This window comes from Methylobacterium sp. Leaf118, from assembly GCF_920984675.1.
GTDB lineage: Bacteria > Pseudomonadota > Alphaproteobacteria > Rhizobiales > Beijerinckiaceae > Methylobacterium.
Genome location: NZ_CAKLBV010000015.1, coordinates 44,636 through 71,024 on the forward strand (window position 1 = coordinate 44,636; position 26,389 = coordinate 71,024).

The window sequence follows — 26,389 nt, forward strand, 5'->3', positions numbered from 1 at the left end:
TTGCGCCGCAGCATATACGCTGTTCTGCGTATGGCCGGGGCGGCGGGCCGCGGGCACGATGACGGCCCTTCGATCGGATGCCGCACTCGACGCGTCCGGGCGCGCATGGCTCTTGCGAGGGCGAGGGGCCGGCGCGCATCCTGCGCACCGGGCAGGGCGGAGACCCGGGCAGGGACTCGTCAGGCGGTCGCGTACGGGATCGACGACAGACGTCACGATGAACGGCCGCCAGCACATCATCCCGATCCGGCGCGCCTACAACCGCTTGGTGGCGGATGAGACGCTGGAGGATTACGCCCTCCGCTTCACCGCCAAGAAGGCCCGCCGCTGGACGCCGATGGCGGTGGCCCAGACGGCTTTGGGCTCGATCTCGTTCCTGGCCCTGGAGGCCATCGGCGGGACGCTGGTGTTGGCGGTGGGCTTCACCAACACGCTCGCCGCCGTGCTCCTCGTCGGCGCACTCATCTTCGCCACCGCCGCGCCGATCACCGTCTATGCCGCCCGCTACGGCGTCGACATGGACCTCCTCACCCGGGGCGCGGGCTTCGGCTATCTCGGCTCGACCATCACCTCGCTGATCTATGCGAGCTTCACCTTCCTGTTCCTGGCGATCGAGGCCGCCATCATGGCCCTGGCGCTGCAACTCTGCTTCGGGCTGCCGCTCTGGCTCGGCTACATCGTCTGCGCCGGCATCGTCATTCCGCTGGTGGTCTACGGCATCCGGCTCATCAGCCGCTTCCAGATCTGGACGCAGCCGGTCTGGATCGCCCTGAACCTGCTGCCGCTCGCCTTCATCGCCCTGAGCCCGGACGCGCCCGCCTCGCTCGCCACGCTCCAGACCTTCCCGGGCCTCGGGCCGGGGGCGGCGGCCGGGTTCGATGCCCTCCGCTTCGGGCTGGCCACCAGCGTGCTCCTGGCCCTCCTCGCCCAGGTCGGCGAGCAGGTCGATTTTCTCCGGTTCGTCCCACCGGCCCGAGGGACGCGCGACATCACGTGGTGGTCGGCGGTGCTCGCGGGCGGCGCGGGCTGGATCGTGCCGGGCCTGCTCAAGATCCTGCTCGGGGCCTTCCTCGCCGTGCTGGCTTTGGGCCACGGCATCCCGGCGCCCCAGGCCGCCGAGCCGACCCGGATGTACGCGGTCGCCTTCGGCTACGTGACGCCCTCGCGGGAGGGCGCGCTCCTGCTGATGACCGGATTCGTGGCGCTCTCGCAGATCAAGATCAACCTCACCAACGCCTATGCGGGCTCGATCGCGTGGTCGAACTTCTTCTCGCGCCTCACCCACAGCCATCCGGGCCGGGTGGTGTGGCTCGTCTTCAACGTCGCCATCGCCCTGATGTTGATGGAGCTCGGCATCGACAAGACGATCGAGAGCACCCTGCCCCTCTACGCCGTCGTGGTCTCGGCCTGGGTCGGGGCGCTCGCCTCGGACCTCGCCGTCAACAAGCCGCTCGGGCTGTCGCCGCCGGGCATCGAGTTCAAGCGCGCCCATCTCTACGCGGTCAATCCGGTCGGCATCGGAGCGATGGCGCTGGGACTGGCGCTGGGCTGGCTCGCCTATGCGGGCGCGTTCGGGACCCTGGCCGCCGCCTTCGCGCCGCTGATCGCCCTCGCCGCCGCCTTCGGGGCCGCGCCGCTGATCGCCTGGGGCACGGAGGGGCGCTACTACATCGCCCGGCCGCCGGAGGCCGGGCTGGCGTCGGGCGGCGAGATCGTCTGCAGGGTCTGCGAGCTGCCTTTCGAGGGCGAGGACATGGCGCAGTGCCCCGCCTATGGCGGACCGATCTGCTCCCTGTGCTGCTCGCTCGATGCCCGTTGTAGCGACCTGTGCAAGCCGCACGGACGCCTCGACGCCCAGGCCCAGGCGAGCCTCGGGCGCTTCGTGCCGGCCCCCGTCGCGGCCTGGATCGGCGCGCCGCTCGGACGCTACCTCGCCCTGATGCTCTGCCTCGTGGGCGTGGTCGGGCTGATCCTCGGCGTCGTCCACGCGGGCGCCAGCAGCGGGCAGCCGGAGCATCGCGAGACCCTGCGGGCCGCGCTCACGAGCGTGTTCTTCATCCTCGTGCTGATCCTCGGCGTCGTCGCGTGGCTGTTCGTGCTCGCCCAGGAGAGCCGCCGCGTCGCCCAGGCCGAGACCGAGCGCCAGACCGCGCTCTACCAAGCCGAGATCGCCGCCCACAAGATCACCGACGCCAAGCTGCAGGAGGCCAAGGAGACGGCCGAGGCCGCCAACCTCGCCAAAAGCCGCTACGTCGTCGGCATCAGCCACGAGCTGCGCACGCCGCTGAACGCCGTGCTCGGCTACGCCCAGCTCCTCGAGGTCGATCCCGAGATCCCGGCGCCGCGGCGGCGCGGCCTTCAGGTGATCCGACGCAGCGCCCAGCATCTCTCCGGCCTGATCGACGGCCTGCTCGACATCTCCCGCATGGAGGCCGGGCGCCTTCAGGTTCACCGCAACGAGATCCGGCTGGCCGACTTCCTGGACCAGATCGTCGACATGGTGCGGCTCCAAGCGGAGGCCGCGGGCCTGCAGTTCCGCTTCACCCGGCCCGAGACCCTGCCGGCGGTCGTCGCCACCGACGAGAAGCGCCTGCGCCAGATCCTGCTCAACCTCCTGTCCAACGCGATCAAGTTCACGCCGTCGGGCGAGATCGGCCTCGAGGTGACCTATCGCAGCCAAGTGACGGTCTTCACCATCCGCGACACCGGCCTCGGCATCCGGCCGGACGACCTCGGGCGCATCTTCGAGCCGTTCGAGCGCGGCTCGATTCCCGCCGCCCGGAGCCAGCCCGGCACCGGCCTCGGGCTCACCATCGCCGGCCTGCTGGCGCAGGTGATGGGCGGAGAGATCACCGTGGAGAGCGAGGTCGGGCGCGGGACCCGCTTCCGGGTCAGGCTGATGCTGTCGTCGGTGGCGCGCCCCGCGGCGAGCCCCGCGGCTCCCCCGGGGCCGGCCATGGCCAGCGCCCCGCGCCGCTATGCGGGCCGCCGCCGCCATGTCCTCGTGGTCGACGACGACCCGGCCCACCGCACCCTGATGCGCGACATCCTCGAACCCCTCGGGATCGCGGTCGCAGAGGCGCCCGACGGGCCGGCCTGCCTCGCTTTGTGGGACGCGAACCCGGCGCATCCGCCTGACCTCGTCCTCCTCGACATCGCCATGCCCGGCCTCGGCGGCTGGACCGTCGCCGAGCGCCTGCGGACCCGCGCGCCGACCCTGCGCATCGCCATGATGTCGGCCAACGTCCACGAGATCAGCCCGAGCCGGGGCGTCGATGCCCGCCACGACGCGATCATCGCCAAGCCCTTCGACCTGCGCGACTTCCTCGATCAGGTCACGCGCCTGCTCGGCCTCGATTGGGTCGAGGAGGCGCCGCCGGCGGCGTCCGGGCCGGAGCCGGCCCCCTCCCCCGGGCCGGGCGGCGCGGCGCCCCCTCTCCCCGTGCTGGAGGAACTGCTCCGGCTCGGACGCATCGGCCATGTGCGCGCCATCGAGGCCCGGCTCGCCGAGATCGCCCGCGCGGACCCGGGCGCCGCCGCCTTCGCGGCCCGTCTCCAGGCCCTCGTCGCGGCCTTCGACCTGCCGACCTACATGCGCCTGCTGCAGGACGCCGCCCAGGCGGCCGCCCGAGAGGCCACCGATGCCTGAAGCGCCCGGCCAGCGCGACATCGTCCTCGTGGTGGACGATTCCCCCGACACGCTGAGCTTCCTCACCGAGGCGATCGAGCGCTCCGGCGCCACCGTTCTCGTCGCGGTGGCAGGCGAGGCCGCGCTGGCGCTGGTAGACGAGATCACCCCCGACATCATCCTGCTCGACGCCATGATGCCGGGCATGGACGGGTTCGAGACCTGCCGCCGCCTCAAGGCGAAGCCCGCGGTGGCGGGCGTGCCGGTCATCTTCATGACGGGACTGTCGGAGACCGAGCATATCGTGCAGGGGCTGGAGGCGGGCGGCGTCGATTACGTCACCAAGCCGATCGCGCCCGACGAGATCCTGGCGCGCATCCGCGTCCACCTGGCCGGAGCGCGGGCGGCCCAGAGCCTGCGCGCGGCCCTCGACACCACCGGGCGCACCCTGTTCGCCGTCGATCCGGCCGGGGCCGTGCTCTGGGCGACACCGCAGGCCGCACAGGTGCTCGCCGCCTGTGCGGCGCCGGCCGAGGCCGACCGCCTGCCCGAAGCCGGCCGGGCCTGGCTGCGAGCCTGCCTCGAAACCGGGCCGAGCGCGCCCTCCACCCTCACCGACCTGTCGGGCGGTGCCCACACCGTCAGCTTCGTCGGGCGCACCGGCAACGAGGTGCTGCTGCGCCTGTCCCGCGACGCGGTCGCCAGCGGCATCGAGCTGCTGCGCTCCCGCCTGCCCATCACCGCCCGGGAGGCCGACGTGCTGTTCTGGCTCGCGCGCGGCAAGGCGAACCGCGACATCGGCGAGATCCTGTCCCTGAGTCCGCGCACCATCACCAAGCATCTCGAAGGCATCTACGCCAAGCTCGGCGTCGAGAACCGCACCGCCGCCTCGATCATCGCCGCCCGCCACCTGCAGGACCTCGGCTGAGGCCCGCCGCTCCGGCCGGCACGGCCGCGACACGGTCGGCCGGGACCCTCCGCCGCTGAACGCATCGGATTTTTTCCAAAGAGCCGGCCTCCCCCTCACGGACCAAACTCTCCGATCCTGGGCCGCATCGGATGGATCGCCGACGGACGGGGGCTCCGGAGCGGATGCCCAAGGATTCCGTCAAGGATTGCCGGATCGGGGCCGCCGGACGGGGCAGAACAGCGTCAAGCGCGCAGGCTATCGCTGGGACGCTGGTGGGGTATGCCCCCCATGCAGTTTGCTATAATGACAGCTCGACATATGACCTGCATTATATCGCCTGCTACCGGGCCTCAGGCGACAGCGCGAACGAGTTCGACATGTGCAGCTTCCCATCTCCGGAGACCGCGTGGGCATGACCATGGATGCCAGCCGCTTGGCGGCCGCCGTGACGGAGGCCTACACGGCGGACGCCAAGCCGCCGCTCACGCAGGAGCTGGTGGCTCAGGTGCGCGACGCTCTGGAGAAAGCCCTCGAAGCCGAGCCAGGCGCGGATCGCCAGGACCGGCTGAACGCCGCGCTCGACGCGTTCGAGACGCAATTGCGGGCCGTCGTCGGCCCCCGGGTCGCCTCGCTGGACGCGGCCTCCGGGACGGTCGCGATGCAGCCGCGCTCCGAGGCCGGTCAGCCCCTGCGGGCCTTCGGCGGCCAGTAGCCGCCCAGCCCGGACTCTTCCCCTCCCGATTGCCCTTGAAGCTGGAACACAGGTCGCGTCATGAGTGAGGCAACAGGGACTGTCCGGCGCTTTGCGCATCCGGGCCGTGGCCGCAATGTCACCCGCGCCGTGCCGAAGGGGCGTCAGGTCGAGCCGCAGGCCAAGGTCGAGATCGAGGGCCTGCTCGGCACCCGCTCGCGCCAGCGCGACCTGCTGATCGAGCACCTCCACTTGATCCAGGACACCTACGGCCAGATCAGCGCCGACCATCTCGGGGCGCTCGCCGACGAGATGGGGCTCGCCTTCGCCGAGGTGTTCGAGACCGCGACCTTCTACGCGCATTTCGACGTGGTGAAGGAGGGCGAGGCCGACGTCCCGCGCCTGACGGTCCGGGTCTGCGACAGCATCACCTGCGCGATGTTCGGCGCCGACGAACTCTTGGAAACGCTGCAGCGCGAACTCGGCTCCGACGCCGTGCGCGTCGTGCGCGCGCCCTGCGTCGGCCTGTGCGACCACGCCCCGGCGGTGGAGGTCGGCCACAACTTCCTGCACCGGGCCGACCTCGCCTCCGTGCGCGCCGCGGTCGAGGCCGAGGACACCCACGCCCACATCCCCGACTATATCGATTACGAGACCTACCGGGCCGGCGGCGGCTACGGGCTGCTGGAGCGGCTGCGCAGCGGCGAGATGCCCGTCGACGACGTGCTGAAGGTGCTCGACGACGGCGGCCTGCGCGGCCTCGGCGGTGCCGGCTTCCCCACCGGCCGCAAGTGGCGCTCCGTGCGCGGCGAGCCCGGCCCCCGACTGATGGCGGTCAACGGCGACGAGGGCGAGCCCGGCACCTTCAAGGACCAGCTCTACCTCAACACCGATCCGCACCGCTTCCTGGAAGGCATGCTGATCGGCGCCCACGTCGTCGAGGCGGCCGAGGTCTACATCTACCTGCGCGACGAGTATCCGATCTCCCGCGAGATCCTCGCCCGCGAGATCGCGAAGCTCCCCGAGGGCCCCACGCGCATCCACCTGCGCCGGGGCGCCGGCGCCTATATCTGCGGCGAGGAATCGTCGCTGATCGAGTCGCTCGAGGGCAAGCGCGGCCTGCCGCGGCACAAGCCGCCCTTCCCGTTCCAGGTCGGCCTGTTCAACCGCCCGACCCTGATCAACAACGTCGAGACCCTGTTCTGGGTGCGCGATCTGGTCGAGCGCGGCGCCGAATGGTGGAAGAGCCATGGCCGCAACGGCCGCGTCGGCCTGCGCTCCTACTCGGTCTCGGGCCGCGTGAAGGAGCCGGGCGTGAAGCTCGCGCCTGCCGGCCTGACCATCCAGGAGCTGATCGACGAGTATTGCGGCGGCATGAGCGACGGCCACCGCTTCGCGGCCTACCTGCCGGGCGGGGCCTCGGGCGGCATCCTGCCGGCCTCCATGAACGACATCCCGCTCGATTTCGGCACCCTGGAGAAATACGGCTGCTTCATCGGCTCCGCGGCGGTGGTGATCCTATCCGACCGGGACGATGTGCGCGGTGCCGCGTTGAACCTGATGAAGTTCTTCGAGGACGAGTCGTGCGGGCAGTGCACGCCCTGCCGCTCGGGCACCCAGAAGGCCCGCATGCTGATGGAGAACGGCATGTGGGACACCGACCTCCTCGGGGAGCTGGCGCAGTGCATGCGCGACGCCTCCATCTGCGGTCTCGGCCAGGCGGCCTCGAACCCCGTCAGCACCGTGATCAAGTACTTCCCCGACCTCTTCCCGGAGCCGCGGGCCGTGGCGGCCGAGTGACGCCACGCCCGACGATGACTCCTTCCCCGATGCGAGAGCCTGGAGCGGACGCATGAGCAACGGCCCCGAAGCGCGCGGCGACACGAGCGAGCGGCCCGAGATCCGCGCCAACGGACGCCAGGATGCCGGCGGCCCGACGGGCGGCGCGGCGTCCACGTCCGGCGGCGCCTACTCCCAGGGCGCCAAGGCCGGCGGCCAGGCCGCGCCCGAGCCCTCGGGCACCTACGGCCTCAAGGACCGCCCGACCGCGCCCGCGACCATTTCCTTCGAGTTCGACGGCCAGCAGGTCGAGGCACGCCCCGGCGAGACGATCTGGGCGGTCGCCAAGCGCCTGGGCACGCATATCCCGCATCTCTGCCACAAGCCCGAGCCCGGTTACCGCCCGGACGGGAATTGCCGTGCCTGCATGGTCGAGATCGAGGGCGAGCGCGTCCTCGCCGCCTCGTGCAAGCGCACCCCCGCCGTCGGCATGAAGGTCAAGTCGGCCACCGAGCGCGCCACCAAGGCCCGCGCCATGGTGCTCGAACTGCTGGTCGCCGATCAGCCCGAGCGCGCGACCTCGCACGACCCGTCCTCGCATTTCTGGGTGCAGGCCGACGTCCTCGACGTGACCGAGAGCCGCTTCCCGGCGGCCGAGCGCTGGTCGAGCGACGTCAGCCACCCGGCGATGAGCGTCAATCTCGACGCCTGCATCCAGTGCAATCTCTGCGTCCGCGCCTGCCGTGAAGTGCAGGTCAACGACGTGATCGGCATGGCCTACCGCGCCGCGGACGCCAAGGTCGTGTTCGACTTCGACGACCCGATGGGCGACTCGACCTGCGTGGCCTGCGGCGAGTGCGTCCAGGCCTGCCCGACCGGCGCGCTGATGCCCTCGGCCTATCTCGACGCCAACCAGACCCGGACGGTCTATCCCGACCGCGAGGTGAAGTCGCTCTGCCCGTATTGCGGCGTCGGCTGCCAGATCTCCTACAAGGTCAAGGACGAGCGGATCGTCTATGCCGAGGGCGTCAACGGACCGGCCAACCAGAACCGCCTCTGCGTGAAGGGCCGGTTCGGCTTCGACTACGTCCACCACCCCCACCGCCTGACCGTGCCGTTGATCCGCCTGGAGAACGTGCCCAAGGACGCCAACGATCAGGTCGATCCGGCCAATCCCTGGACCCATTTCCGCGAGGCGACCTGGGAGGAGGCGCTCGACCGCGCCGCCGGCGGCCTCAAGCGGATCCGGGACACGACCGGGCGCAAGGCGCTGGCGGGCTTCGGCTCGGCCAAGGGCTCGAACGAGGAGGCCTACCTCTTCCAGAAGCTCGTCCGCCTCGGCTTCGGCACCAACAACGTCGATCACTGCACGCGTCTGTGCCACGCCTCCTCGGTGGCCGCGCTGATGGAGGGCCTGAATTCCGGCGCCGTCACCGCGCCCTTCGCGGCGGCGCTCGACGCCGAGGTCATCGTCGTGATCGGCGCCAACCCGACCGTGAACCACCCGGTCGCCGCGACCTTCCTCAAGAACGCCGTCAAGCAGAACGGCGCCAAGCTGATCATCATGGATCCGCGGCGCCAGACGCTGTCGCGCCACGCCCACAAGCACCTCGCCTTCCGTCCCGGCTCGGACGTGGCAATGCTCAACGCGATGCTCAACGTGATCGTCACGGAGGGGCTCTACGACGAGCAGTACATCGCCGGCTACACCGAGAACTTCGAGGCGTTGCGCGAGAAGATCGTCGACTTCACCCCGGAGCGGATGGCGCCGGTCTGCGGCATCGACGCCGAGACCCTGCGCGAGGTCGCCCGGCTCTACGCCCGGGCCAAGTCCTCGCTCATCTTCTGGGGCATGGGCGTCAGCCAGCACGTCCACGGCACCGACAACTCGCGCTGCCTGATCGCGCTCGCCCTCATCACCGGCCAGATCGGTCGCCCCGGCACCGGCCTGCATCCGCTGCGCGGCCAGAACAACGTCCAGGGCGCCTCCGATGCCGGCCTGATCCCGATGGTCTACCCGGACTATCAGTCGGTCGAGAAGGCCGCCGTGCGGGAGCTGTTCGAGGAGTTCTGGGGCCAGTCCCTCGATCCGCAGAAGGGCCTGACGGTCGTCGAGATCATGCGCGCGATCCACGCGGGCGAGATCAAGGGCATGTTCGTCGAGGGCGAGAATCCGGCGATGTCGGATCCCGACCTCAACCACGCCCGCCATGCCCTGGCGATGCTCGATCACCTCGTCGTGCAGGACCTGTTCCTGACCGAGACCGCCTTCCACGCCGACGTGGTGCTGCCGGCCTCCGCCTTCGCCGAGAAGGCCGGCACCTTCACCAACACCGACCGGCGCGTGCAGATCGCCCAGCCGGTCGTCGCGCCGCCCGGCGACGCGCGCCAGGATTGGTGGATCCTCCAGGAGCTGGCCCGGCGCCTCGATCTCGACTGGAACTATGGCGGGCCGGCCGACATCTTCGCCGAGATGGCGCAGGTGATGCCGTCCCTGAACAACATCACCTGGGAGCGCCTGGAGCGCGAAGGGGCGGTGACGTACCCGGTCGATGCCCCGGACCAGCCCGGCAACGAGATCATCTTCTACGCCGGCTTCCCGACCGAGAGCGGCCGCGCCAAGATCGTGCCCGCGGCGATCGTGCCGCCGGACGAGGTGCCGGACGCGGAGTTCCCGATGGTGCTCTCGACCGGCCGGGTGCTCGAACACTGGCATACCGGCTCGATGACCCGGCGCGCCGGCGTGCTCGACGCCCTCGAGCCCGAGGCGGTGGCCTTCCTGGCGCCCAAGGAGCTCTATCGCCTCGGCCTGCGTCCAGGCGGGTCGATGCGGCTGGAGACGCGGCGCGGCGCCGTGGAACTGAAGGTGCGCTCCGACCGCGACGTGCCGGCGGGAATGATCTTCATGCCCTTCTGCTACGCGGAAGCCGCCGCCAACCTCCTGACCAACCCGGCCCTCGACCCGATGGGGAAGATCCCCGAATTCAAGTTCTGCGCGGCACGGGTGGCGCCCGTGGAAGCGGCCCCGATGGCGGCGGAGTAGGGCCGCCGCGCCGACGAACAGCATCGGCCCGAGAGGTGGGCTCCCTGCCTCTCGGGCCGATGCGTGGCAAGAGCAAAGAGAACCGTCGGCGGCGAGGATCGGTCGCGATCCGATCTTTCGGGCGAGCCGCGAGCCGGACCGGCACCCTCGGCCCCCCTCGGGCGGCGCGTCCCCGGGCCCCGTCCCGGAGATCCCTCCGGGACGGGGCCGTCGCTCAGGCGATCTCCTCGTGCCAGGTGCGGCCGTCGCGCTCGATCAGGGCGATCGCGGCGGTCGGCCCCCAGCTTCCGGCGGCGTAGGGCCGGGGCGGCTCGGGCCGGTCGGCCCAGGCCTTGAGCAGGGTGTCGGCCCAGGCCCAGGCGACCTCGACCTCGTCGCGACGCATGAACAGGGTGGCGTTGCCGCGCACCACGTCCATGAGCAGACGCTCATAGGCGTCCGGATAGCGCTGCTTGAAGGTCTCCTCGAAGGAGATGTCGAGATTGGTCGGGCGCAGGCGCATGCCGCCGGGCCCCGGATCCTTGGTCATCACCTCGAGCTTCATCCCCTCTTCCGGCTGGAGACGGATGACGAGCCGGTTCGGCTCACGCCCGAACGCCTCGGTGGGGAAGATCGAGAAGGGCGAGGCGCGGAACTGCACGACGATCTCGGAGAGCTTCTTCGGCAGGCGCTTGCCGGTGCGCACGTAGAAGGGCACGCCCGCCCAGCGCCAGCTCCGCACTTCGAGCTTGAGCGCTACGAAGGTCTCGGTGCGGCTCTGGACCTCCTGCGCCAGATCGGTCTGGTAGCCCGAGACCGGCTGGCCGCTGACCGCCCCCGCGGCGTACTGGCCGCGCACGGTCACGGTCTGCACGTCGGCGGTGGTGATGGGCTTCAAGGCCCGCAGCACCTTCAGCTTCTCGTCGCGCACGGAATTGGCGTCGAGGGAGATCGGGCTCTCCATCGCGGTGAGGCAGAGGAGTTGGAGGATGTGGTTCTGCACCATGTCCCGCAGCGCGCCCGAGGTGTCGTAGTAGCCGGCGCGGCTCTCGACCCCGACCGTCTCGCCCACCGTGATCTGGACGTGGTCGATCACGTCGGCGTTCCACAGCCGCTCGAAGATCGTATTGGCGAAGCGCAGGGCCAGCAGGTTCTGGACCGTCTCCTTGCCGAGGTAATGATCGATCCGGAAGATCTGGCTTTCGGGAAACACCGCCCCGACCGCGTCGTTGATGGCGCGGGCGGAGTTCAGGTCCTTGCCGATCGGCTTCTCGAGGACGACGCGGCTGTTCTCGCCGATCAGGCCATAGCGGTCGAGGTTCCGGCAGATCGCTCCGTAAAGGTCCGGCGAGGTCGCGAGATAATAGGGCCGGATCCGGTCGGGCCGCTCGTCGAGCAGGGCCTTCAGATTATCCCATCCCTCGTCGCCGAGGGCATCGACATGCACATAGTACAGGTGATCGAGAAACCCTTGAAGCGTCGCCTCTTTCAACTCGACGGCCGGAACGTAGGACTTCAGCGCGTCGCGCGCCCGCTCACGGAAGGTCTCGGTGTCGAGTTCCGTGCGCGAGGCGCCGATGATGCGGCTCGTCTGCGGGATCTGCGCGTCGCGGAAGCGCTGGTACAGGGCGGGCAGCAGCTTGCGCTGGGTCAGGTCGCCGGTCGCACCGAAGACGACGTAGTCGAAGGACGAGACGGGGATGATGGTGGCCAAGCACGGCTCCCATGATTCGCGGCGGGGACGGGCACCGAACCGCGGCGTCCGGGCGGAGGTTATCGGCCGGAGGACGGCTCTTGCAAACCCCTTGCAAACCCGTTGCAAAGCGCCGGCAAACCCGTCGCGAACCGCCTGCGGGGGTCTTTGCAAATCCCTGGCCGACGCCGCGTGTCGGGCGCTCTCGGGCAGGGATCCGGGACGGCGCGCCGCGCGTCGGAACGAGGATGGAGCGACGCCGGGCCGCTGCTAGCGCCGGCTGCGGCTGCCGATCGACTGATAATCGGGGCGCTGTCCGTTGGCGGACTCCGCCTTCTCCTCCGTCGCCGTCAGCTTCGCGATCCGGTCGATGCGCACGCCGGCGTAATTGCCCCGGCGCCACGCGAGGGTGAGGCGCAGCACGAAATCGCGTCCGACCACCTTGAGCATGAAGCTCGGCGGCAAATCCCAGGTCCCGGGCACCCCGAGCCGCGCTCCGGATTTCGAGATGTCCTTGACCGTGCAGGGGATCTCCGTCCCGTCGAACAGCCGGATCATCGCGATCCAGTTGGTCGGGACGCGCTCTTCGCGGCGCGTCACATGACCGTCGACGATCCCGTCCTGGGCGGATCCGTCCGCGGATGACGGGGGGGTTGGTTCGAGAACCATGCGTGGGAAGGCGTCCGGCATGCGTCGCGGTCCCCCGCGGTGCTTTGAGGTCAGCGTTACCGCGAAACCCTTTCCATGAGGTTGGAGGAACCCCGTCACACGCAGACGTGATCGGGGCACGCAGTCGTACCGGCGCTCCCGCACGACACCGCTCGGCTTGGCTAAACCCGGTTTCGGATCACGCCCGGCGGCCGCCCCCGGGCCCAGCAACCGTCAGCCGGCTCATCTCGCACTGCACCTAAAAAGACGGCACAGCACACCTCGATTCCCGGCTTGCATCTTCTGAACGACAGATTAACGTACCCTCGTTCCGACGCGTTCGAAGATTGACCCCAGGCAGGGAGAGGTCCCATGTCAGAGCTCATTCGCGTGAAACCGACGCAGGACGGCACCTACACAGTGTATCGTGGCGGATTGGCCCTCGTTTCCGGCCTCACCCGGCTGCAAGCCGAACGCTACGAGGCGAACATTGCCCGCCAGCCGCGGGGTGCCTCCCTCATGGTCGCTGGCTGATCGCCGGCAGGACCTTGCTCGAAAAGGGCGCGGATCCGGCGGATCCGCGCCTTTCGCATGTCGCGACAGGTGGCCTATCCGGACAGGCGACGGCGCCTCAAGGTCCGTCGATTGGGCCGGTCTCCGCCGCGATCCAGGCGGCGGTGTCGGGATCGGCGCCCGCGACCGGCAGGTGCAGGATGATCGGCGTTTCGTAGGGATGGCGCGCCTTCAGGGCGGCGCCCAACGCGTCGGCGAGCCCCTCGCGGCTCTTGAGAATCGCGACGACCTCGGTCGAGCGCTCGATCGCCCCCTTCCAGGCATAGACCGACTGCATGTCAGGAATGACGTTGACGCAGGCGGCGAGTCGCGCCCGCACCAGCGCCTCGCCGATGGCGAGCGCGGTCGGGGCGTCGGGAAAGGTCGTGTAGACGAGGAGCGGTCGCTCCATGCTATGGCTCTCCCTCGACGGGCGTCGGCAAGCGGCGGCCGGACCGCGCCGAGTGAGACCGGCTCGGCCTCCTCTCGTCAACAGGGCTGACAGCATCCATGCCGCGGCGCTTTTCACGGATCGCCTTCGTGGCGAGCCCCACGCCGGAGGCACGAGAGGCCGCCGCGGCGCTGATGCGCCGCTACGACCACGTCCCGCCGGAAGAGGCCGACGTGGTGGTGGCGCTCGGCGGCGACGGGCTGATGCTGCAGGTGCTCCACCGCTTCATGGACAATCCGAAGCCGATCTACGGGATGAACCGCGGCACGGTCGGCTTCCTGATGAACGAGTTCCGGGAGGACGGCCTGCTGGAGCGACTGGAGAGCACCAAGCGCTCGACGATCCATCCGATGACTATGGTGGCGACCGACACCGAGGGGCGCAGCCACACGGCGCGGGCGATCAACGAAGTCTACATGCTCCGCCAGACCCATCAGACCGCCAAGCTCAAGGTCTCGGTGGACGAGCATGTGCGCCTGCCCGAACTCATCGCCGACGGCATCCTGGCGGCGACGCCCGCGGGCTCGACCGCCTACAACCTGTCGGTCGGCGGCCCGATCCTGCCGCTCAACGCGCAATTGCTGGCGCTGACCCCGATCTCGGCCTTCCGTCCCCGGCGCTGGCGCGGCGCGCTCCTGCCGAACTACGCCCGCATCCGCATCGACGTGATCGACGCGACCTACCGGCCGGTGGCGGCGGTGGCCGACCACACCGAGTTCCGCCGGGTCTGCACCGTCGAGACCTGGCTCGACCACGCCACCACCCTCGTCCTGCTGCACGATCCCGGCCACAGCCTGGAAGAGCGCATCCTGCGCGAGCAGTTCGGCTGAGCAGGGCTCCGGGCCACGAGGCCCGCACGCCGCCGCGGCCGGCCGGAACCGCCGCCGGCGGGGCGCCGCGGCTCAGGGCACATCCGCGCCGCGGCTCAGGGCACATCCGCGCCGCGGCTCAGGGCACGTCCGCGGCGCGGCTGCCCTTGAGGAGCGCGACGAGCTGGCTCTGCTGGTGCGTGCCCGTCTTGCGCAGCACGGCCTCCAGATAGGAGCGGGCGGTGCTCAGGCGCAGGGATTCCGCCACGGCGGCCTCCTTGAGCGAGCGTCCGGAGGCGAGGGCCGCGGCGAGTCGCGCCTCCTTCGCGGTGAGGTCGAACAATCCGCGCAGCAGGGTGAGATTCGGGACGTTCTCATCCGGGCCGACCGGCGTGACGACGAGGAGGGTGGTGCCGCCGAACACGTCGTGGGCCGCGCCGCGCACCGGCATCACGTGGGCGATCGTCGGCCCGCGCTCCTCGGCGCCCGGCAGCGGGATCGAGCGGGACGCCTGCGCGCGCTCCGCGGACTCGACCGCCTCGCGCAACAGGGCATCGGCCGGCGGATGCGCGAGCATCAGCCGCCCATGGGCCGCCGGCAGCACCTCCGGGAGACGGTCGAGGAGCCCGTTGGTGGTGAGGGCCCGGCCGCCCGGGCCGAGGACGGCGCCGGGAAGCCCGAGCGCCTCGAGGGTCGTGACGGCGGCGCGGGCCCGCTCCAGGCCGAGGCGGGCGGCGATCAGGGCGGCGCGGGCGAGATGGGGGCGCAGGCCGTCCAGCATCGCGACCGCGTCCGGGGGATGCCGGCCCTGGTCGAGGCGGCGCTCGAAGGTGAGGCCGACCATCTCGCCCGTGGGCATCGGGATCAGGGTCGCGAGCTGAGCGCCGAGGCCGATCCGCTCCAGGATCGCCACGACCGGATCGCGGGCGATCTGCGCGGGCGTCAGGCAATCGACGGTGTGGACGAAGCCGGCGAGATCCTGCGCGGCGATGGCCCGGGGGCGCTCGCAGGTCCGCCACTGGCCGCGGGCGATGTAGTCCCCGAGGGCGTCGCGGACCGTGTCGGTCGCGGTCCACAGAGGCGATTGCCCGCCCTTGAGGATCTGGAGCGCCCCGCTCGCCGAGCCGGAGCGCGCGCCGATCTCCTCGAGAATCGGCGGCCACAGCTCGGGGAAGAAGGCGGCCTCGTAGGCCCGGTCGATCAGATCCTCGTGCATCGCCGCGCTCCGTCGGCGCTCAGGCCCGAACGGAGGGCCGCAAGCAGGCCCACACCGTAGCGCAGGAGCCAGCGCGCGCAGCCCCCTCAGGGGTTGCGCAGCGCCGGGACGGTCTTGGGCGAGCCGAGGTCGTAGGTCCGGTTGCGCAGGGGATCGAGGCGCGTTCCCTCGGAAGCGTCGAAGGCGCGGGGGCGCTGGCCCGTGCCGCCCTCGACGGTCGCGCCGTCGAGGGCCAGGGCGGAGTTCGATCCCGGGGCGTAGGCCGAGGCCCGGCCGGGGGTCGCCGCAGGCTGGCCCGCATTCGGGTCGGCGGTGTTCGGATCGACCTTGTCGACGGCGCCGCCGTCCGGCTGCGGCGCCTGCTGGCGGGCCCGCTCGACCTGGCGCCAGCGGGTCACGTTGCGCTGGTGTCCCTCGAGGGTGTCGGAGAAGGCGTGGCCGCCGGTGCCGTCGGCGACGAAGAACAAGTCCCTGGTGCGCGAGGGGTTGGCGACCGCCTCCAGCGCCGCCCGGCCCGGATTGGCGATCGGGCCCGGGGGCAGGCCCTCGATCACATAGGTGTTGTAGGGCGTCGGCCGGTCGATCTCCGAGCGCAGGATGCCGCGCCCGAGGGTGCCGCGGCCGCCGACGAGGCCGTAGACGATAGTCGGGTCGGATTGCAGCTTCATCCGCTTCTGGAGGCGGTTGACGAACACCCCCGCGACCCGCGGGCGCTCGTCGGCCCGGCCGGTCTCCTTCTCGACGATGGAGGCGAGCGTCACCATCTCGGCCGGCGTCTTGACCGGAACCTCGGGGCTGCGGCGCTGCCAGATCTGGTTGAGCACCTCGCGCTGCTTGGCCCGCATCAGGTTGAGGATCTGCTGGCGGGTGGCGCCGCGCTCGAACTTGTAGGTGTCCGGCAGAAGCGAGCCCTCGGGCGGGGTCTCGGCGACCTCGCCAAACAGAACGTCGTTGTCGTTCAGCCGCGCCACGATCTGCTCCGAGGTCAGCCCCTCGGGGAAGGTGATGGCGTGCTGGACCTGACGGCCGTTGACCAGGGTCTCGATCGTGTCCTTCACGCTGGCATGGGCCTTGAAGACGTATTCGCCATGCTTGAGCGGGCCGCGACCGCCGAATCGGGCGGCGAGCTCGAACAGGTTGGGATGGTCGATCACGCCCTCGCGGGCCAGGATCGCCCCGATCTCGGAGGTGCCGCTGCGATTGGGGATGACCACGACCTTGTCGGCGGAGAGCGGGCCGGGCTCGCTGGCCTGCCGGTTGAACAGCGTGACCCCGACCATCACGCCCAGGGCGGCGATGACCGCGAGGGTCAGGAAGCCGCTGATGGTGGCGGCGAGGCCACCGCGGCGGCGCTCGGGTCGCTCGGGCGGGGGCGGCGCCGCCGTGGGCTTCAGGGCCTCGCTCGGGCTGCGCGGGGACGGCCGGTTCGGCAGCGACGTCTCCTCGGGAGCGGGCGGCGGCGGAGGCGGCGCTTGTCGTCTGCGGAACATCGGGACCCTGCTGTCAACCACGCGCGGCCCCAGCGGGCCCGGCGCCGGACGGCCCGGGCTGCGAGGCTCCGGGTCGGCGGCGCATGTCGTGTCGGAATCCTTATGCGGTTTTGTGGCGAAATGGCGTTGAGGCGGACCTTTGACGGTCCGGGCCGTGCCTCAGAGCGCAGGCATTGCGCCGGCGCGGACGCCGCCGTTCGGGCTCAGTGCACCCGACGCATCAGCAGCGAGGCGTTGGTGCCGCCGAAGCCGAAGGAGTTCGACAGCACGGTGTCGATCCGCTTGCGCTTGGCCTCGTGGGGGATCAGGTCGATCGCCGTCTCCACCGACGGGTTGTCGAGATTGAGCGTCGGCGGCATCACGCCGTCACGGATCGCGAGAACGGAGAAGATCGCCTCGACGGCGCCGGCCGCTCCCAGCAGATGGCCGATGGCGGATTTGGTGGAAGACATCGAGGCCTTGGCGGCCGAAGCGCCGAGCAGACGCTCCACCGCCTTCAGCTCCAATTCGTCGCCGAGCGGCGTCGAGGTGCCGTGGGCGTTGATGTAGTCGATCTCGGACGGGTCGATCCCGGCCCGCTTCACCGCGGCGGTCATGCAGCGGAAGCCGCCGTCGCCGTCGGGGGCGGGCGAGGTGATGTGGTAGGCGTCGCCCGACAGGCCGTAGCCGATCACCTCAGCGTAGATCTTGGCGCCCCGGGCCTTGGCGTGCTCGTACTCTTCCAGCACGACGATGCCGGCGCCCTCGCCCATGACGAAGCCGTCGCGGTCGCGGTCGTAGGGACGCGAGGCCTGGGTGGGCCGGTCGTTGAAGCCGGTGGAGAGCGCCCGGCAGGCGGCGAAGCCCGCGAGCGACAGCCGGTTCACCGGCGCCTCGGTGCCGCCGGCCACCATCACGTCGGCATCGCCGAGCGCGATCAGGCGAGAGGCGTCGCCGATGGCGTGCGCGCCCGTCGAGCAGGCGGTCACGACCGCGTGGTTCGGGCCCTTCAGCCCGTGCTGGATCGAGACCTGGCCCGAGGCGAGGTTGATGATGCGGCCGGGGATGAAGAAGGGCGAGATGCGCCGCGGACCCTTCTCGTGGAGGGTCACGGAGGCGTCGTAGATCGTGCCAATACCGCCGATCCCGGAGCCGATCAGCACGCCGGTCGCCTCCTGGTCCCGGTCGGTCTTCGGATGCCAGCCCGCATCGTCGAGGGCCTGCGCCGAGGCGGCGACGGCGTAGACGATGAAGGGATCGACCTTCCGCTGTTCCTTGACCTCCATGAAGAGGTCCGGATTGAAGGTGCCGTTCGTGCCGTCGCCGAAGGGCAGCGTGCAGGCGATTCGGCAGGCAAGGTCGTCGGTCTGGAAGGCGGTGACCTGGGAGGCGCCGCTGTCGCCGGCAATCAACCGGCTCCAGGTGTGTTCGACGCCGCCTCCGAGCGGCGTGATCATGCCAAGACCCGTGATCACCACCCGACGCATATGCCCGTTCCCGACCGATCCGCTGTCACGACAACCGTTGTCCGTTCGTCGGCGTGCGGGGTCCATCGACCCCGCCCGCACGTCCACGCCCGAAGGGTCAGGCGGAGTTCTTCTCCAGGAACTTGACCGCGTCGCCGACCGTCTGGATGGTCTCGGCCGCGTCGTCCGGGATCTCGACGTTGAACTCCTCCTCGAACGCCATCACCAGCTCGACAGTGTCGAGGCTGTCGGCGCCGAGATCGTCGATGAAGTTGGAGGCCTCGGTGACCTTCTCCGGCTCGACACCCAGGTGCTCGACGACGATCTTCTTCACGCGCTCGGCGATATCGCTCATCGTTCTTGGTCCTCGTCTTCTTCGATCGTAGTGGTAAGTGCTTTGGACGAAAGCGCCGTGGCCGCCTTCCCGCTTCCGGGGGTTTTGTGGTCGGCCGGTGTTCGATCGCGCGTGGTTTGGAAAGCCGCAACCCGCTGAACCGTCAACTCCCCTGCACGGCTGAGCCGGGTGTTAACACAGGGTTTCCGCGCTGGCGAGGGGCGGTTCAGAAACCGTTCAGAGGCGTGGTTTTCCGGTCAGAAACCCTGTTTGCGGACGGGTCAGATCATCGCCATCCCGCCGTTCACGTGCAGCGTCTGACCGGTGACGTAGCCCGCTTCCTCCGAGGCGAGGTAGACCGCCGCCGCGCCGATCTCGGCGCCCGTCCCGAGGCGCCCGGCGGGGACCCGGGTCAGGATGGTCTCGCGCTGCTTCTCGTTGAGCGCGTCGGTCATGGCCGAGGCGATGAAGCCGGGCGCGATGCAGTTGACGGTGATGTTGCGGGTGGCGACCTCGGAGGCGAGCGCCTTGGTCATGCCCACCAGGCCGGCCTTGGCCGCCGCGTAATTGCCCTGGCCGGGATTGCCGGTGGTGCCGACGACCGAACCGATGCCGATGATGCGGCCGTAGCGGCGCTTCATCATGCCCCTGAGGGCCGCTCGCGAGAGCCGGAACGCGGCGGTGAGGTTGACGTTGAGCACCGCCTCCCACTCCTCGTCCTTCATCCGCATGAAGAGGTTGTCGCGGGTGATGCCGGCATTGTTGACGAGGATGTCGAGCCCGCCGAGCGCCGATTCGGCCGCCGGCAGCAGCGCCTCGACGGCGTCCTTGTCGGCGAGGTTCGCCTCCAGCACCGCGACCCGCTCGCCGCCGAGCTCGGCCGCGACCTCGTCGAGGACGCTCCGGCGGGTGCCCGACAGGGCGACATGGGCGCCCTGGGCGTGCAGCGCCCGGGCGATGGCCCCGCCGAGGCCGCCGGTCGCGCCGGTCACGAGGGCCTTGCGGCCGGTCAGATCGAACATGGGCTCACCTCGGGATGGGGTCAGGCGTAGGCCGCGACATCGTCGGGCGTGCCGATGGCGGTGGCGGTCGCGGACGGCGCGATCCGCTTGACGAGACCGGTCAGCACCTTGCCGGCGCCGAGTTCGTGGAAGCGGTCGACGCCCGCCTCCGCCATGGCGGCGACGCTCTCGCTCCAGCGCACGGTGCCGGTGACCTGGGCCACCAGCGCCTCGCGGATCGCCTCCGGATCCGTGAGCGGGCTCGCGGTGACGTTGGCGTAGACCGGGATGGCGGGCGCGTGCATCGTCACGGCGGCCAGCGCCTTGTGCATGGCCTCGGCGGCCGGCGCCATCAGGGCGCAGTGGAACGGGGCGGACACGTTCAGCAGCACGGCGCGGCGCACCCCGCGCGTCTGCGCCAGGGTCATCGCCCGCTCGACCGCCTCCCGGTGGCCCGACAGCACGACCTGCCCGGCGCCGTTGTCGTTGGCGACGCCGCAGACCAGGCCCTCGGCGGCCTCCTCGGCGATGGCGCGGGCGGTGGCGAGGTCAGGTCCGATCAGGGCGGCCATGGCGCCGATGCCGGGGGCGACGGCCCGCTGCATCGCCTCGCCGCGGATGCGCAGGAGGCGGGCGGTGTCGGCGATCGAGAGGGTGCCGGCGGCGGCAAGTGCCGAATACTCGCCCAGCGAATGGCCAGCGACGAAGGTGGCGTCGCGGGCGAGATCGAGGCCGCGCTCGGCCTGCAGCACCCGCAGAACCGCGAGGCTCGCCGCCATCAGCGCCGGCTGGGCATTGGCGGTCAGGGTCAGTTCCTCGACCGGCCCCTCGAACATCAGCCGCGACAGGTCCTGGCCCAGGGCCTCGTCGACCTCGGCGAAGACCGCTCGGGCGGCCGGGTGGGTCTCGAACAGGGCCTTGCCCATGCCGACGGCCTGGCTGCCCTGTCCCGGAAAGATGAAGGCTCGCGTCATGACGCCCCGTGGCCCGTGCGGCCGGAGCGGCGGCCCCGGCGGATCAAGGTGCGGCGGACTGGCATCGCGGATCGCAGGTGTCAACGATGCGGCGCACAACACGCCCCATCCGTCACTCCTCCGCCTGATGCGCCGTCCCGGATCCCGCCTCCAGAACGAGGTTCTCCGACCTCTTGCCGCTTCGCCGTCCGCCGAAAGCCGGCGCCCCCCCGTCGGGACGCGGCTCCTGGCCTGCCAGGACGCGGCCTCGGCGTGCGCATGAATGCGAGGCGCGGCGGGACGTCGAAAGCGGAAGGGTCCCGGCCAAGCCGCTCGGCGATGGGACGGCTCATGTCCCCGACCCTCCGCGAGGCCGTCAACCCTCCGGCGAGGCCGCCTCACGTCATCGCCGACACGCGCAGCGACCGGCCGGTCGGGGCCGGCCCCTGGTTCGGGCGCGCGCCCGCGGCCGCGCGCAGGGAGGCGACCGCGTCCCGGCCCGATTCCCGCGCCACCTCGTCGAGCCGCTCGGGCGTCGGCACCGGCAGGCGGACCATCACGATCGTGCCGACCCCCTCCTCCGAGCGGATGCGCAAGGCCCCCCCGTGCAGCTCCGCGGTGGAGCGGGCGATGGCGAGGCCCAGACCGGAGCCCTTGTAGGTGCGGGTTAGATTGGTCTCGACCTGCTCGAACGGGCGTCCGAGCTTGGCGATCGCGCGTTTCGGGATGCCGATCCCGGTATCGCCGACGAAGAGGTGGACGTAGCCGCCGCAGATCCGCCCCCGCACACGGACGCGGCCGCCTTCCGGCGTGAACTTGACCGCGTTCTGGACGATGTTGAGCAGGATCTGCTGCAGGGCGCGCTCGTCGGCCAGCACCCGCAGGCTCGCCGGCACCTCGATGCCGATGCCGACGGACTTGCCCGCCGCCTCCTTGGCGACCAGCATGACCGTGGCCGAGATCGCCGCGTCGAGGGCGAGGTCGCGGCGCACCAGCCGCACCCGCTTCGCCTCGATCCGGGACATGTGCAGGATGTCGTCGATGACCGAGAGCAGATAGGTGCCGCTCTGCTGGATGTCGCGGCAATAGTCGCCGTAGCGGGGCGAGCCCAGCGCCCCGTAGACCTCGCTCTCCATCAGCTCGGCGAAGCCCATGATGGCGTTGAGCGGCGTGCGCAGCTCGTGGCTCATATTGGCCAGGAACTCGGACTTCGCCTGGTTGGCGATCTCGGCCTGGGCCTTCTGGTCGAGATGGCGCTCGGCGAGGTCGGCGAGCTGCTGGGTCTGGAGCTCGAGGGTGCGGCGGGAGCGCTTGAGATCCTTGACGGTCTCGATGAGTTCGCGCTCCGAGGCGACGAGCTGCTCCTGATGCCGCTTCAGGCTCGTGATGTCGGTGCCGACCGAGACATAGCCGCCGTCCTTGGTGCGCCGCTCGCTGACCTGGAGCCAGCGGCCGTCGGTCAGCTCGACCTCGAAGGTGCGGGAGCTGCCGCGATCGGATCCGGGGATGTCCCGGCGCACCGGCGGCAGGGCGCGGCGGCCCATGATCTCGTCGTAGCGGCGGCCCGGAACGGCCTCCTCGCTCGCCAGGGCATGCAGATCGCGGAACTTCGAGTTGCACAGGACCAGCCGGTTGCCGGCATCCCACAGCACGAAGGCCTCGGAGATCGCCTCTACCGCGTCGCGCAGGCGCATGTCGGCGGTGGCGGTCGATTCGGCGAGCCGGCGCTGCTCGGTCACGTCCATGGCGATGCCGACGAGGTGGCGGCTGCCGTCCAGGGCATCCTCGACGATCTCGGCGCGGGTCCGCAGCCAGACCCAGGCGCCCGAGGCATCGCGGATGCGGAACTCGTGATCGACGGTGGCGTGGCTGGCGGCGAGATGGCGGGCGAGGCCGTATAGGTCGCCGTCCTCGCCGTGGAGCAGGGCGTTGACGTCGCCGAAAGAGAGAAGATCCTTCTCCGGAGTGTAGCCGAGCAGGTCGTACATCGAGTCCGACCAGAAGATCGTCCCCCGGGCGATGTCCCAGTCCCACAATCCGCAGCGCCCGCGCCCGAGCGCCGTGTCGAGGCGCTGCTTGACGAGGTCGCAGACCGCGTCCGCGGCCCGGGCCCGGCGCGTCTGGAGGATATAGGCGGCGGCGAGCCCGGCCAGGACCAGCGCGACGGCGCTGAGCGAGATGACGTGGTTCCAGAACTGGCGCCACCACTCGGCGTCGATCGGTGCGACCGGCTGGATCACCGCCACGCGGGTATAGCCGTCCGGCAGATGCGCCGCGGCGGCGATGGCCTCCCCTCCCCCATGGAGTCCCACCCGCAGGGCGCCCGCGCGCGCGCCGAGGATGGCCAGGGGCTCGCCGCCCGCCAGGAAGGCCGAGAAGGAATCGGTGCCGCTCGGCAGGGCCGGATAGGCGCCGCGGATCCGGTCGGCGACGTCGATCACGAGCACCCGCCGCCCCTCGGGCAGGAGGTGGGCGGGCAGCACCCGCTCGGGCCGCGTCTCGCCGGAGGCCGCGGCCAGGGCGGAGGCCGTGAGCCGCGCGAACACCTCGACCTCGCGGCTCGCCGCCGCGGTCGCCTCCTCGTAGCGCCCCCGCAGCTGCAACGCGGAGACACCCGCGAGGCCGAGCACGAAGGCGACGAGCAGGGCGGGCAGCGCGTAGCGCAGCCAGGTCTCCGCCTGGACGAGGCGGATCTGGGCGGTGCCGGTCGGACGCTGGACCCCGAGGATCGTGTTCGCGCGCGCACGCGCGGACAGGGACGCGGAAGCCGCCCCCGGCATATCGGAACCTCGCGTGAAATCGGAAAATCGATCCGAGCGGGATCTCACCGGCCGGTCCGAATCGTATTCATATTGAGCATCGCGGGGCCCCGTTTGTCCACGTCCATTTTCGCCGGAATGGTTGACGAGCGGGGTCCGCGCGGGGTGTGCGGCCGCGCGGCCGATTCTCGAAAGACGATTTGGAGCAAGGGTTTAGCTAGCCGTCTAGGCTCCGCCCGACGATGTCGGCCACGTCGCGGGAGAGGCCGGCCGTGGCACGGATGCGACGCAGGGCGGCCTCGGCGGCGTCGCGCCGTCCGCCCTCCAGGCGACGCCAGGATCCGAAGGCCGTCATGAGCCGCGCGGCGACCTGCGGATTGGTCCGGTCGAGGGTCAGGACGGTCTCGGCCACAAGAGCGTAGCCCGCCCCGTCGACCCGGTTGAACTGGGTCGGATTGGCGAGGCCGAAACTGCCGAGGAGGGAGCGGACCCGGTTCGGATTCGTCATCGCGAAGGCCGGATGGGATTGGAGGCGGCGCACCCGCTCGACCGTGCCGGCCTCGGGAATCGCGGCCTGGATCGCGAACCACTTGTCGAGCACGAGGGGCTCGTCGGCGTAGCGCTCGGCGAAGGCGGCCAGTTCCGCCTCGCGGATTTCACCCGGCAGGAGCGCGAGGGTGGCGAGGCCGGCGAGCCGGTCGGTCATGTTGGTCGCCGCCGCGATCTGCGCCCGGGCGAGCCGGGTGCCGGCCTCCGGGTCGGCGGCCGCGATGAGGTCGAGGGCGGCGTTGCGCAGGGCGCGCCGGCCGGCGGAGGTGGCGTCTGGGGAGAAAGGCGTGCCGGCGGGCTCCTCCACCGCCGCCCGCAGGGCGTGGAGGCGCTCGCCCAGATGAGCCCCGAGGCTCCGGCGCAGGTCGAGGCGGGCGCGGAAGATCGCGTCCGGATCGATCTCGGCGCCGATCTCGTCGGCGAGGTCGCCCTCGCTCGGCAGGCTCAGGACCAGGGCGGCGAAGGCCGGATCGCGCAGGGCCTCGGCGTCGAGGAAGCGGCCGAGCGCCGCCGCCAGGGCCTCGGCTCCGGGTCCGCCTTCGGCCTCGCCGCGGATGGCGGCCGTCATGATCCGCAGGGCGACGCGCTGGGCGGCCTCCCAGCGGTTGAAGCCGTCCTCGTCGCAGCGCAACAGGGTGAGGCGGGCCGCGTCGTCCAGGGCGATGTCGACCCGCACCGGGGCCGAGAAGCCGCGAAACAGCGAGGGCACCGGCTCGGCCTCGACGTTCTCGAAGGTCAGCGAATCCTCGGCGGCCTCGAGCACGAACACGCCCCGGCTCACCCGCGCACTCGCCGGGCCCTGCATCGGACCTTCCGCGCCGACGAGACCGAGGCGGATCGGGATCACCAGGGGCGGCGCGTCCGCCCCGGCCCCGGGCCGGGTCTGGCGGAATGCGAGCCGGTAGGTCTTGGCGATCGCGTCATAGGTGCCGCTCACGGCGACCCGCGGCGTGCCGGGCCGCTCGTACCACGCGGCGAACCGCGACAGGTCGCGCCCCGTCACGGCCTCGAAGGCCCGCAGGAAGTCCTCGACGGTGGCGGCGGTGCCGTCGTTGTCGGAAAAGTAGCGGTCCATGCCGGCGCGGAAATCGGCCTCGCCGATCAGGGTGCGGAGCATCCGGACGATCTCGGCCCCCTTCTCATAGACGGTGGCCGTGTAGAAGTTGTTGATCTCGGCATATTGCGTCGGGCGTACCGGATGGGCGAGCGGGCCGGCATCCTCCGGAAACTGGCGGGCGCGCAGGGTGCGCACCTCGCCGATCCGGTGCACGTCGCGTGAGCGCATGTCGGAGGAGAATTCCTGGTCGCGGAAGACCGTCAGGCCCTCCTTGAGGCAGAGCTGGAACCAGTCGCGGCAGGTGACCCGGTTGCCCGACCAGTTGTGGAAGTATTCGTGTGCGATGATCGCCTCGATCGCGGCATAGTCCGCGTCGGTCGCGGTCTCGGGCGAGGCGAGAACGTATTTGTCATTGAAGATGTTGAGACCCTTGTTCTCCATCGCGCCCATGTTGAAGTCGGAGACGGCGACGACGTTGAACACGTCGAGATCGTAGGCGCGGCCGAAGACCTGCTCGTCCCAGAGCATGGAGCGCTCGACGGCGGCGAGGGCGTAGTCCGCCCTCGCCGCCTTGCCGGGCTCGACATAGACGGCGAGCTCCACCGCGCGACCCTCCATCGTCGTGAAGGACTTGGCCACGCGGTCGAGACGCCCGCCCACGAGGGCGAACAGGTAGGCGGGCTTCGGATGCGGATCGTGCCAGACGGCGTAGTGGCGGTCGCTGCCCTCCACCGGTCCGGCCTCGACCGGGTTGCCGTTGCCGAGCAGCACCGGGGTCTCGCGCCCCTGCGCCTCGATGCGGGTCGTGTAGACCGACATCACGTCCGGCCGGTCGAGGAAGTAGGTGATCCGACGGAAGCCGTCGGCCTCGCACTGGGTGCAATAGACGCCGTTCGAGCGGTAGAGCCCCATCAGCCGGGTGTTGGCGGTCGGGTCGAGGCAGGTCTCGATGGTCAGGGTGAAGGGCTCTTGCGGCGGCGCGGGGATCGTCAGCGCCGAGGGCGCGACCCGGAACGCGGCCGGCGCCAGCGGCTGCCCGTCGAGAGCGACGGCGACGAGCCGCAGGTCGTCCCCGTCGAGGATGAGGGGCGCGCCCGGGCGCCCGGCCGGGTTCGGCCGCAGGGCGAGCCGGGCGGTGACGCGGGTGTCGTGCGGGTCGAGCCGGATGTCGAGTTCGACCCGGTCGATCAGGTGATCGCTCGGCCGGTAATCGTCCAGGCGGACAGTCGGGGGCGTCTCGGTGCGCATGGTCGAATGGGGCCTCGCCGCGGGTTTCGGCTTCGCGTTCTAGAGAGCTTCGGGAACGGACGGAATCCGGCCGGAAGCGGGTCCGCCCCCGCGAGATCGCAAGACTTCGCACACCATCCGGAGGCCTCGCCAGCCGAGCGCCACGCTTCCTTCA

General features: G+C 70.8%; 18 protein-coding genes. 7 read left to right on the forward strand and 11 right to left on the reverse strand.

The window, feature by feature from the left end; genetic code table 11:
- Nucleotides 1-217 precede the first annotated feature (217 nt).
- The 5 genes from LW587_RS08930 to fdhF all read left to right on the forward strand — a co-directional run bounded on the left by LW587_RS08930 (nucleotide 218) and on the right by fdhF (nucleotide 10,051).
- The gene (locus tag LW587_RS08930; RefSeq protein WP_232629232.1) at nucleotides 218-3,649 is read left to right on the forward strand and encodes a hybrid sensor histidine kinase/response regulator; all 3,432 of its coding nucleotides are present in this window, start codon (nucleotides 218-220) and stop codon (nucleotides 3,647-3,649) included.
- Nucleotides 3,642-4,556, forward strand: a complete 915-nt coding sequence (locus LW587_RS08935) for a response regulator transcription factor (RefSeq protein ID WP_232629233.1) — start codon at nucleotides 3,642-3,644, stop codon at nucleotides 4,554-4,556. Before LW587_RS08930 ends, LW587_RS08935 begins: the two co-directional genes overlap by 8 nt.
- A 394-nt stretch (nucleotides 4,557-4,950) precedes the next feature.
- Nucleotides 4,951-5,250, forward strand: coding sequence for a hypothetical protein (locus LW587_RS08940; protein WP_232629234.1), 300 nt, complete (start codon nucleotides 4,951-4,953; stop codon nucleotides 5,248-5,250).
- Nucleotides 5,251-5,310: 60 nt separating this feature from the next.
- The gene (locus LW587_RS08945; protein WP_232629235.1) at nucleotides 5,311-7,029 is read left to right on the forward strand and encodes an NAD(P)H-dependent oxidoreductase subunit E; all 1,719 of its coding nucleotides are present in this window, start codon (nucleotides 5,311-5,313) and stop codon (nucleotides 7,027-7,029) included.
- Between the two features lie 52 nt (nucleotides 7,030-7,081).
- The gene (gene fdhF, locus LW587_RS08950) at nucleotides 7,082-10,051 is read left to right on the forward strand and encodes a formate dehydrogenase subunit alpha (protein ID WP_232629236.1); all 2,970 of its coding nucleotides are present in this window, start codon (nucleotides 7,082-7,084) and stop codon (nucleotides 10,049-10,051) included.
- A 214-nt stretch (nucleotides 10,052-10,265) separates the two neighbouring features.
- Here fdhF and zwf read toward each other — a convergent pair whose 3' ends face one another.
- Together zwf and LW587_RS08960 are read right to left on the reverse strand one after the other, a co-directional pair.
- On the reverse strand, nucleotides 10,266-11,744 hold the full coding sequence (gene zwf, locus LW587_RS08955; RefSeq protein WP_232629237.1) for a glucose-6-phosphate dehydrogenase: 1,479 nt from the start codon (nucleotides 11,742-11,744) through the stop codon (nucleotides 10,266-10,268).
- A gap of 249 nt (nucleotides 11,745-11,993) precedes the next feature.
- The gene (locus LW587_RS08960; protein ID WP_232629238.1) at nucleotides 11,994-12,323 is read right to left on the reverse strand and encodes a PilZ domain-containing protein; all 330 of its coding nucleotides are present in this window, start codon (nucleotides 12,321-12,323) and stop codon (nucleotides 11,994-11,996) included.
- A 420-nt stretch (nucleotides 12,324-12,743) separates the two neighbouring features.
- On the opposite strand from LW587_RS08960, the gene LW587_RS08965 reads away from it, so the two are divergent.
- The gene (locus LW587_RS08965; protein ID WP_232629239.1) at nucleotides 12,744-12,905 is read left to right on the forward strand and encodes a hypothetical protein; all 162 of its coding nucleotides are present in this window, start codon (nucleotides 12,744-12,746) and stop codon (nucleotides 12,903-12,905) included.
- A gap of 97 nt (nucleotides 12,906-13,002) precedes the next feature.
- Here LW587_RS08965 and cutA read toward each other — a convergent pair whose 3' ends face one another.
- Nucleotides 13,003-13,335, reverse strand: a complete 333-nt coding sequence (gene cutA / locus LW587_RS08970) for a divalent-cation tolerance protein CutA (protein WP_232629240.1) — start codon at nucleotides 13,333-13,335, stop codon at nucleotides 13,003-13,005.
- Between the two features lie 98 nt (nucleotides 13,336-13,433).
- On the opposite strand from cutA, the gene LW587_RS08975 reads away from it, so the two are divergent.
- Nucleotides 13,434-14,204, forward strand: coding sequence for an NAD kinase (locus tag LW587_RS08975; protein ID WP_232629241.1), 771 nt, complete (start codon nucleotides 13,434-13,436; stop codon nucleotides 14,202-14,204).
- Nucleotides 14,205-14,322: 118 nt separating this feature from the next.
- Here LW587_RS08975 and LW587_RS08980 read toward each other — a convergent pair whose 3' ends face one another.
- The 8 genes from LW587_RS08980 to pepN all read right to left on the reverse strand — a co-directional run bounded on the left by LW587_RS08980 (nucleotide 14,323) and on the right by pepN (nucleotide 26,235).
- On the reverse strand, nucleotides 14,323-15,399 hold the full coding sequence (locus tag LW587_RS08980; protein ID WP_232629242.1) for a helix-turn-helix transcriptional regulator: 1,077 nt from the start codon (nucleotides 15,397-15,399) through the stop codon (nucleotides 14,323-14,325).
- Nucleotides 15,400-15,485: 86 nt separating this feature from the next.
- Nucleotides 15,486-16,889 (reverse strand): endolytic transglycosylase MltG, encoded by a 1,404-nt coding sequence (gene mltG / locus LW587_RS08985; protein ID WP_232629243.1) that lies wholly within the window; start codon nucleotides 16,887-16,889, stop codon nucleotides 15,486-15,488.
- 203 nt (nucleotides 16,890-17,092) lie between these two features.
- The gene (fabF, locus tag LW587_RS08990) at nucleotides 17,093-18,355 is read right to left on the reverse strand and encodes a beta-ketoacyl-ACP synthase II (RefSeq protein ID WP_232629244.1); all 1,263 of its coding nucleotides are present in this window, start codon (nucleotides 18,353-18,355) and stop codon (nucleotides 17,093-17,095) included.
- 97 nt (nucleotides 18,356-18,452) lie between these two features.
- A complete protein-coding gene (locus tag LW587_RS08995) occupies nucleotides 18,453-18,689 on the reverse strand; it encodes an acyl carrier protein (protein WP_056249561.1) in 237 nt (78 codons plus the stop codon).
- 260 nt (nucleotides 18,690-18,949) lie between these two features.
- A complete protein-coding gene (gene fabG, locus LW587_RS09000) occupies nucleotides 18,950-19,690 on the reverse strand; it encodes a 3-oxoacyl-[acyl-carrier-protein] reductase (RefSeq protein WP_232629245.1) in 741 nt (246 codons plus the stop codon).
- A gap of 20 nt (nucleotides 19,691-19,710) precedes the next feature.
- Nucleotides 19,711-20,643 (reverse strand): ACP S-malonyltransferase, encoded by a 933-nt coding sequence (fabD, locus tag LW587_RS09005; RefSeq protein ID WP_232629246.1) that lies wholly within the window; start codon nucleotides 20,641-20,643, stop codon nucleotides 19,711-19,713.
- Nucleotides 20,644-21,020: 377 nt separating this feature from the next.
- The gene (locus LW587_RS09010) at nucleotides 21,021-23,402 is read right to left on the reverse strand and encodes a PAS domain-containing sensor histidine kinase (RefSeq protein WP_232629247.1); all 2,382 of its coding nucleotides are present in this window, start codon (nucleotides 23,400-23,402) and stop codon (nucleotides 21,021-21,023) included.
- A gap of 196 nt (nucleotides 23,403-23,598) precedes the next feature.
- Complete coding sequence (gene pepN, locus LW587_RS09015) at nucleotides 23,599-26,235, reverse strand: aminopeptidase N (protein ID WP_232629248.1); 2,637 nt, start codon at nucleotides 26,233-26,235, stop codon at nucleotides 23,599-23,601.
- Between the last annotated feature and the right edge of the window lie 154 nt (nucleotides 26,236-26,389).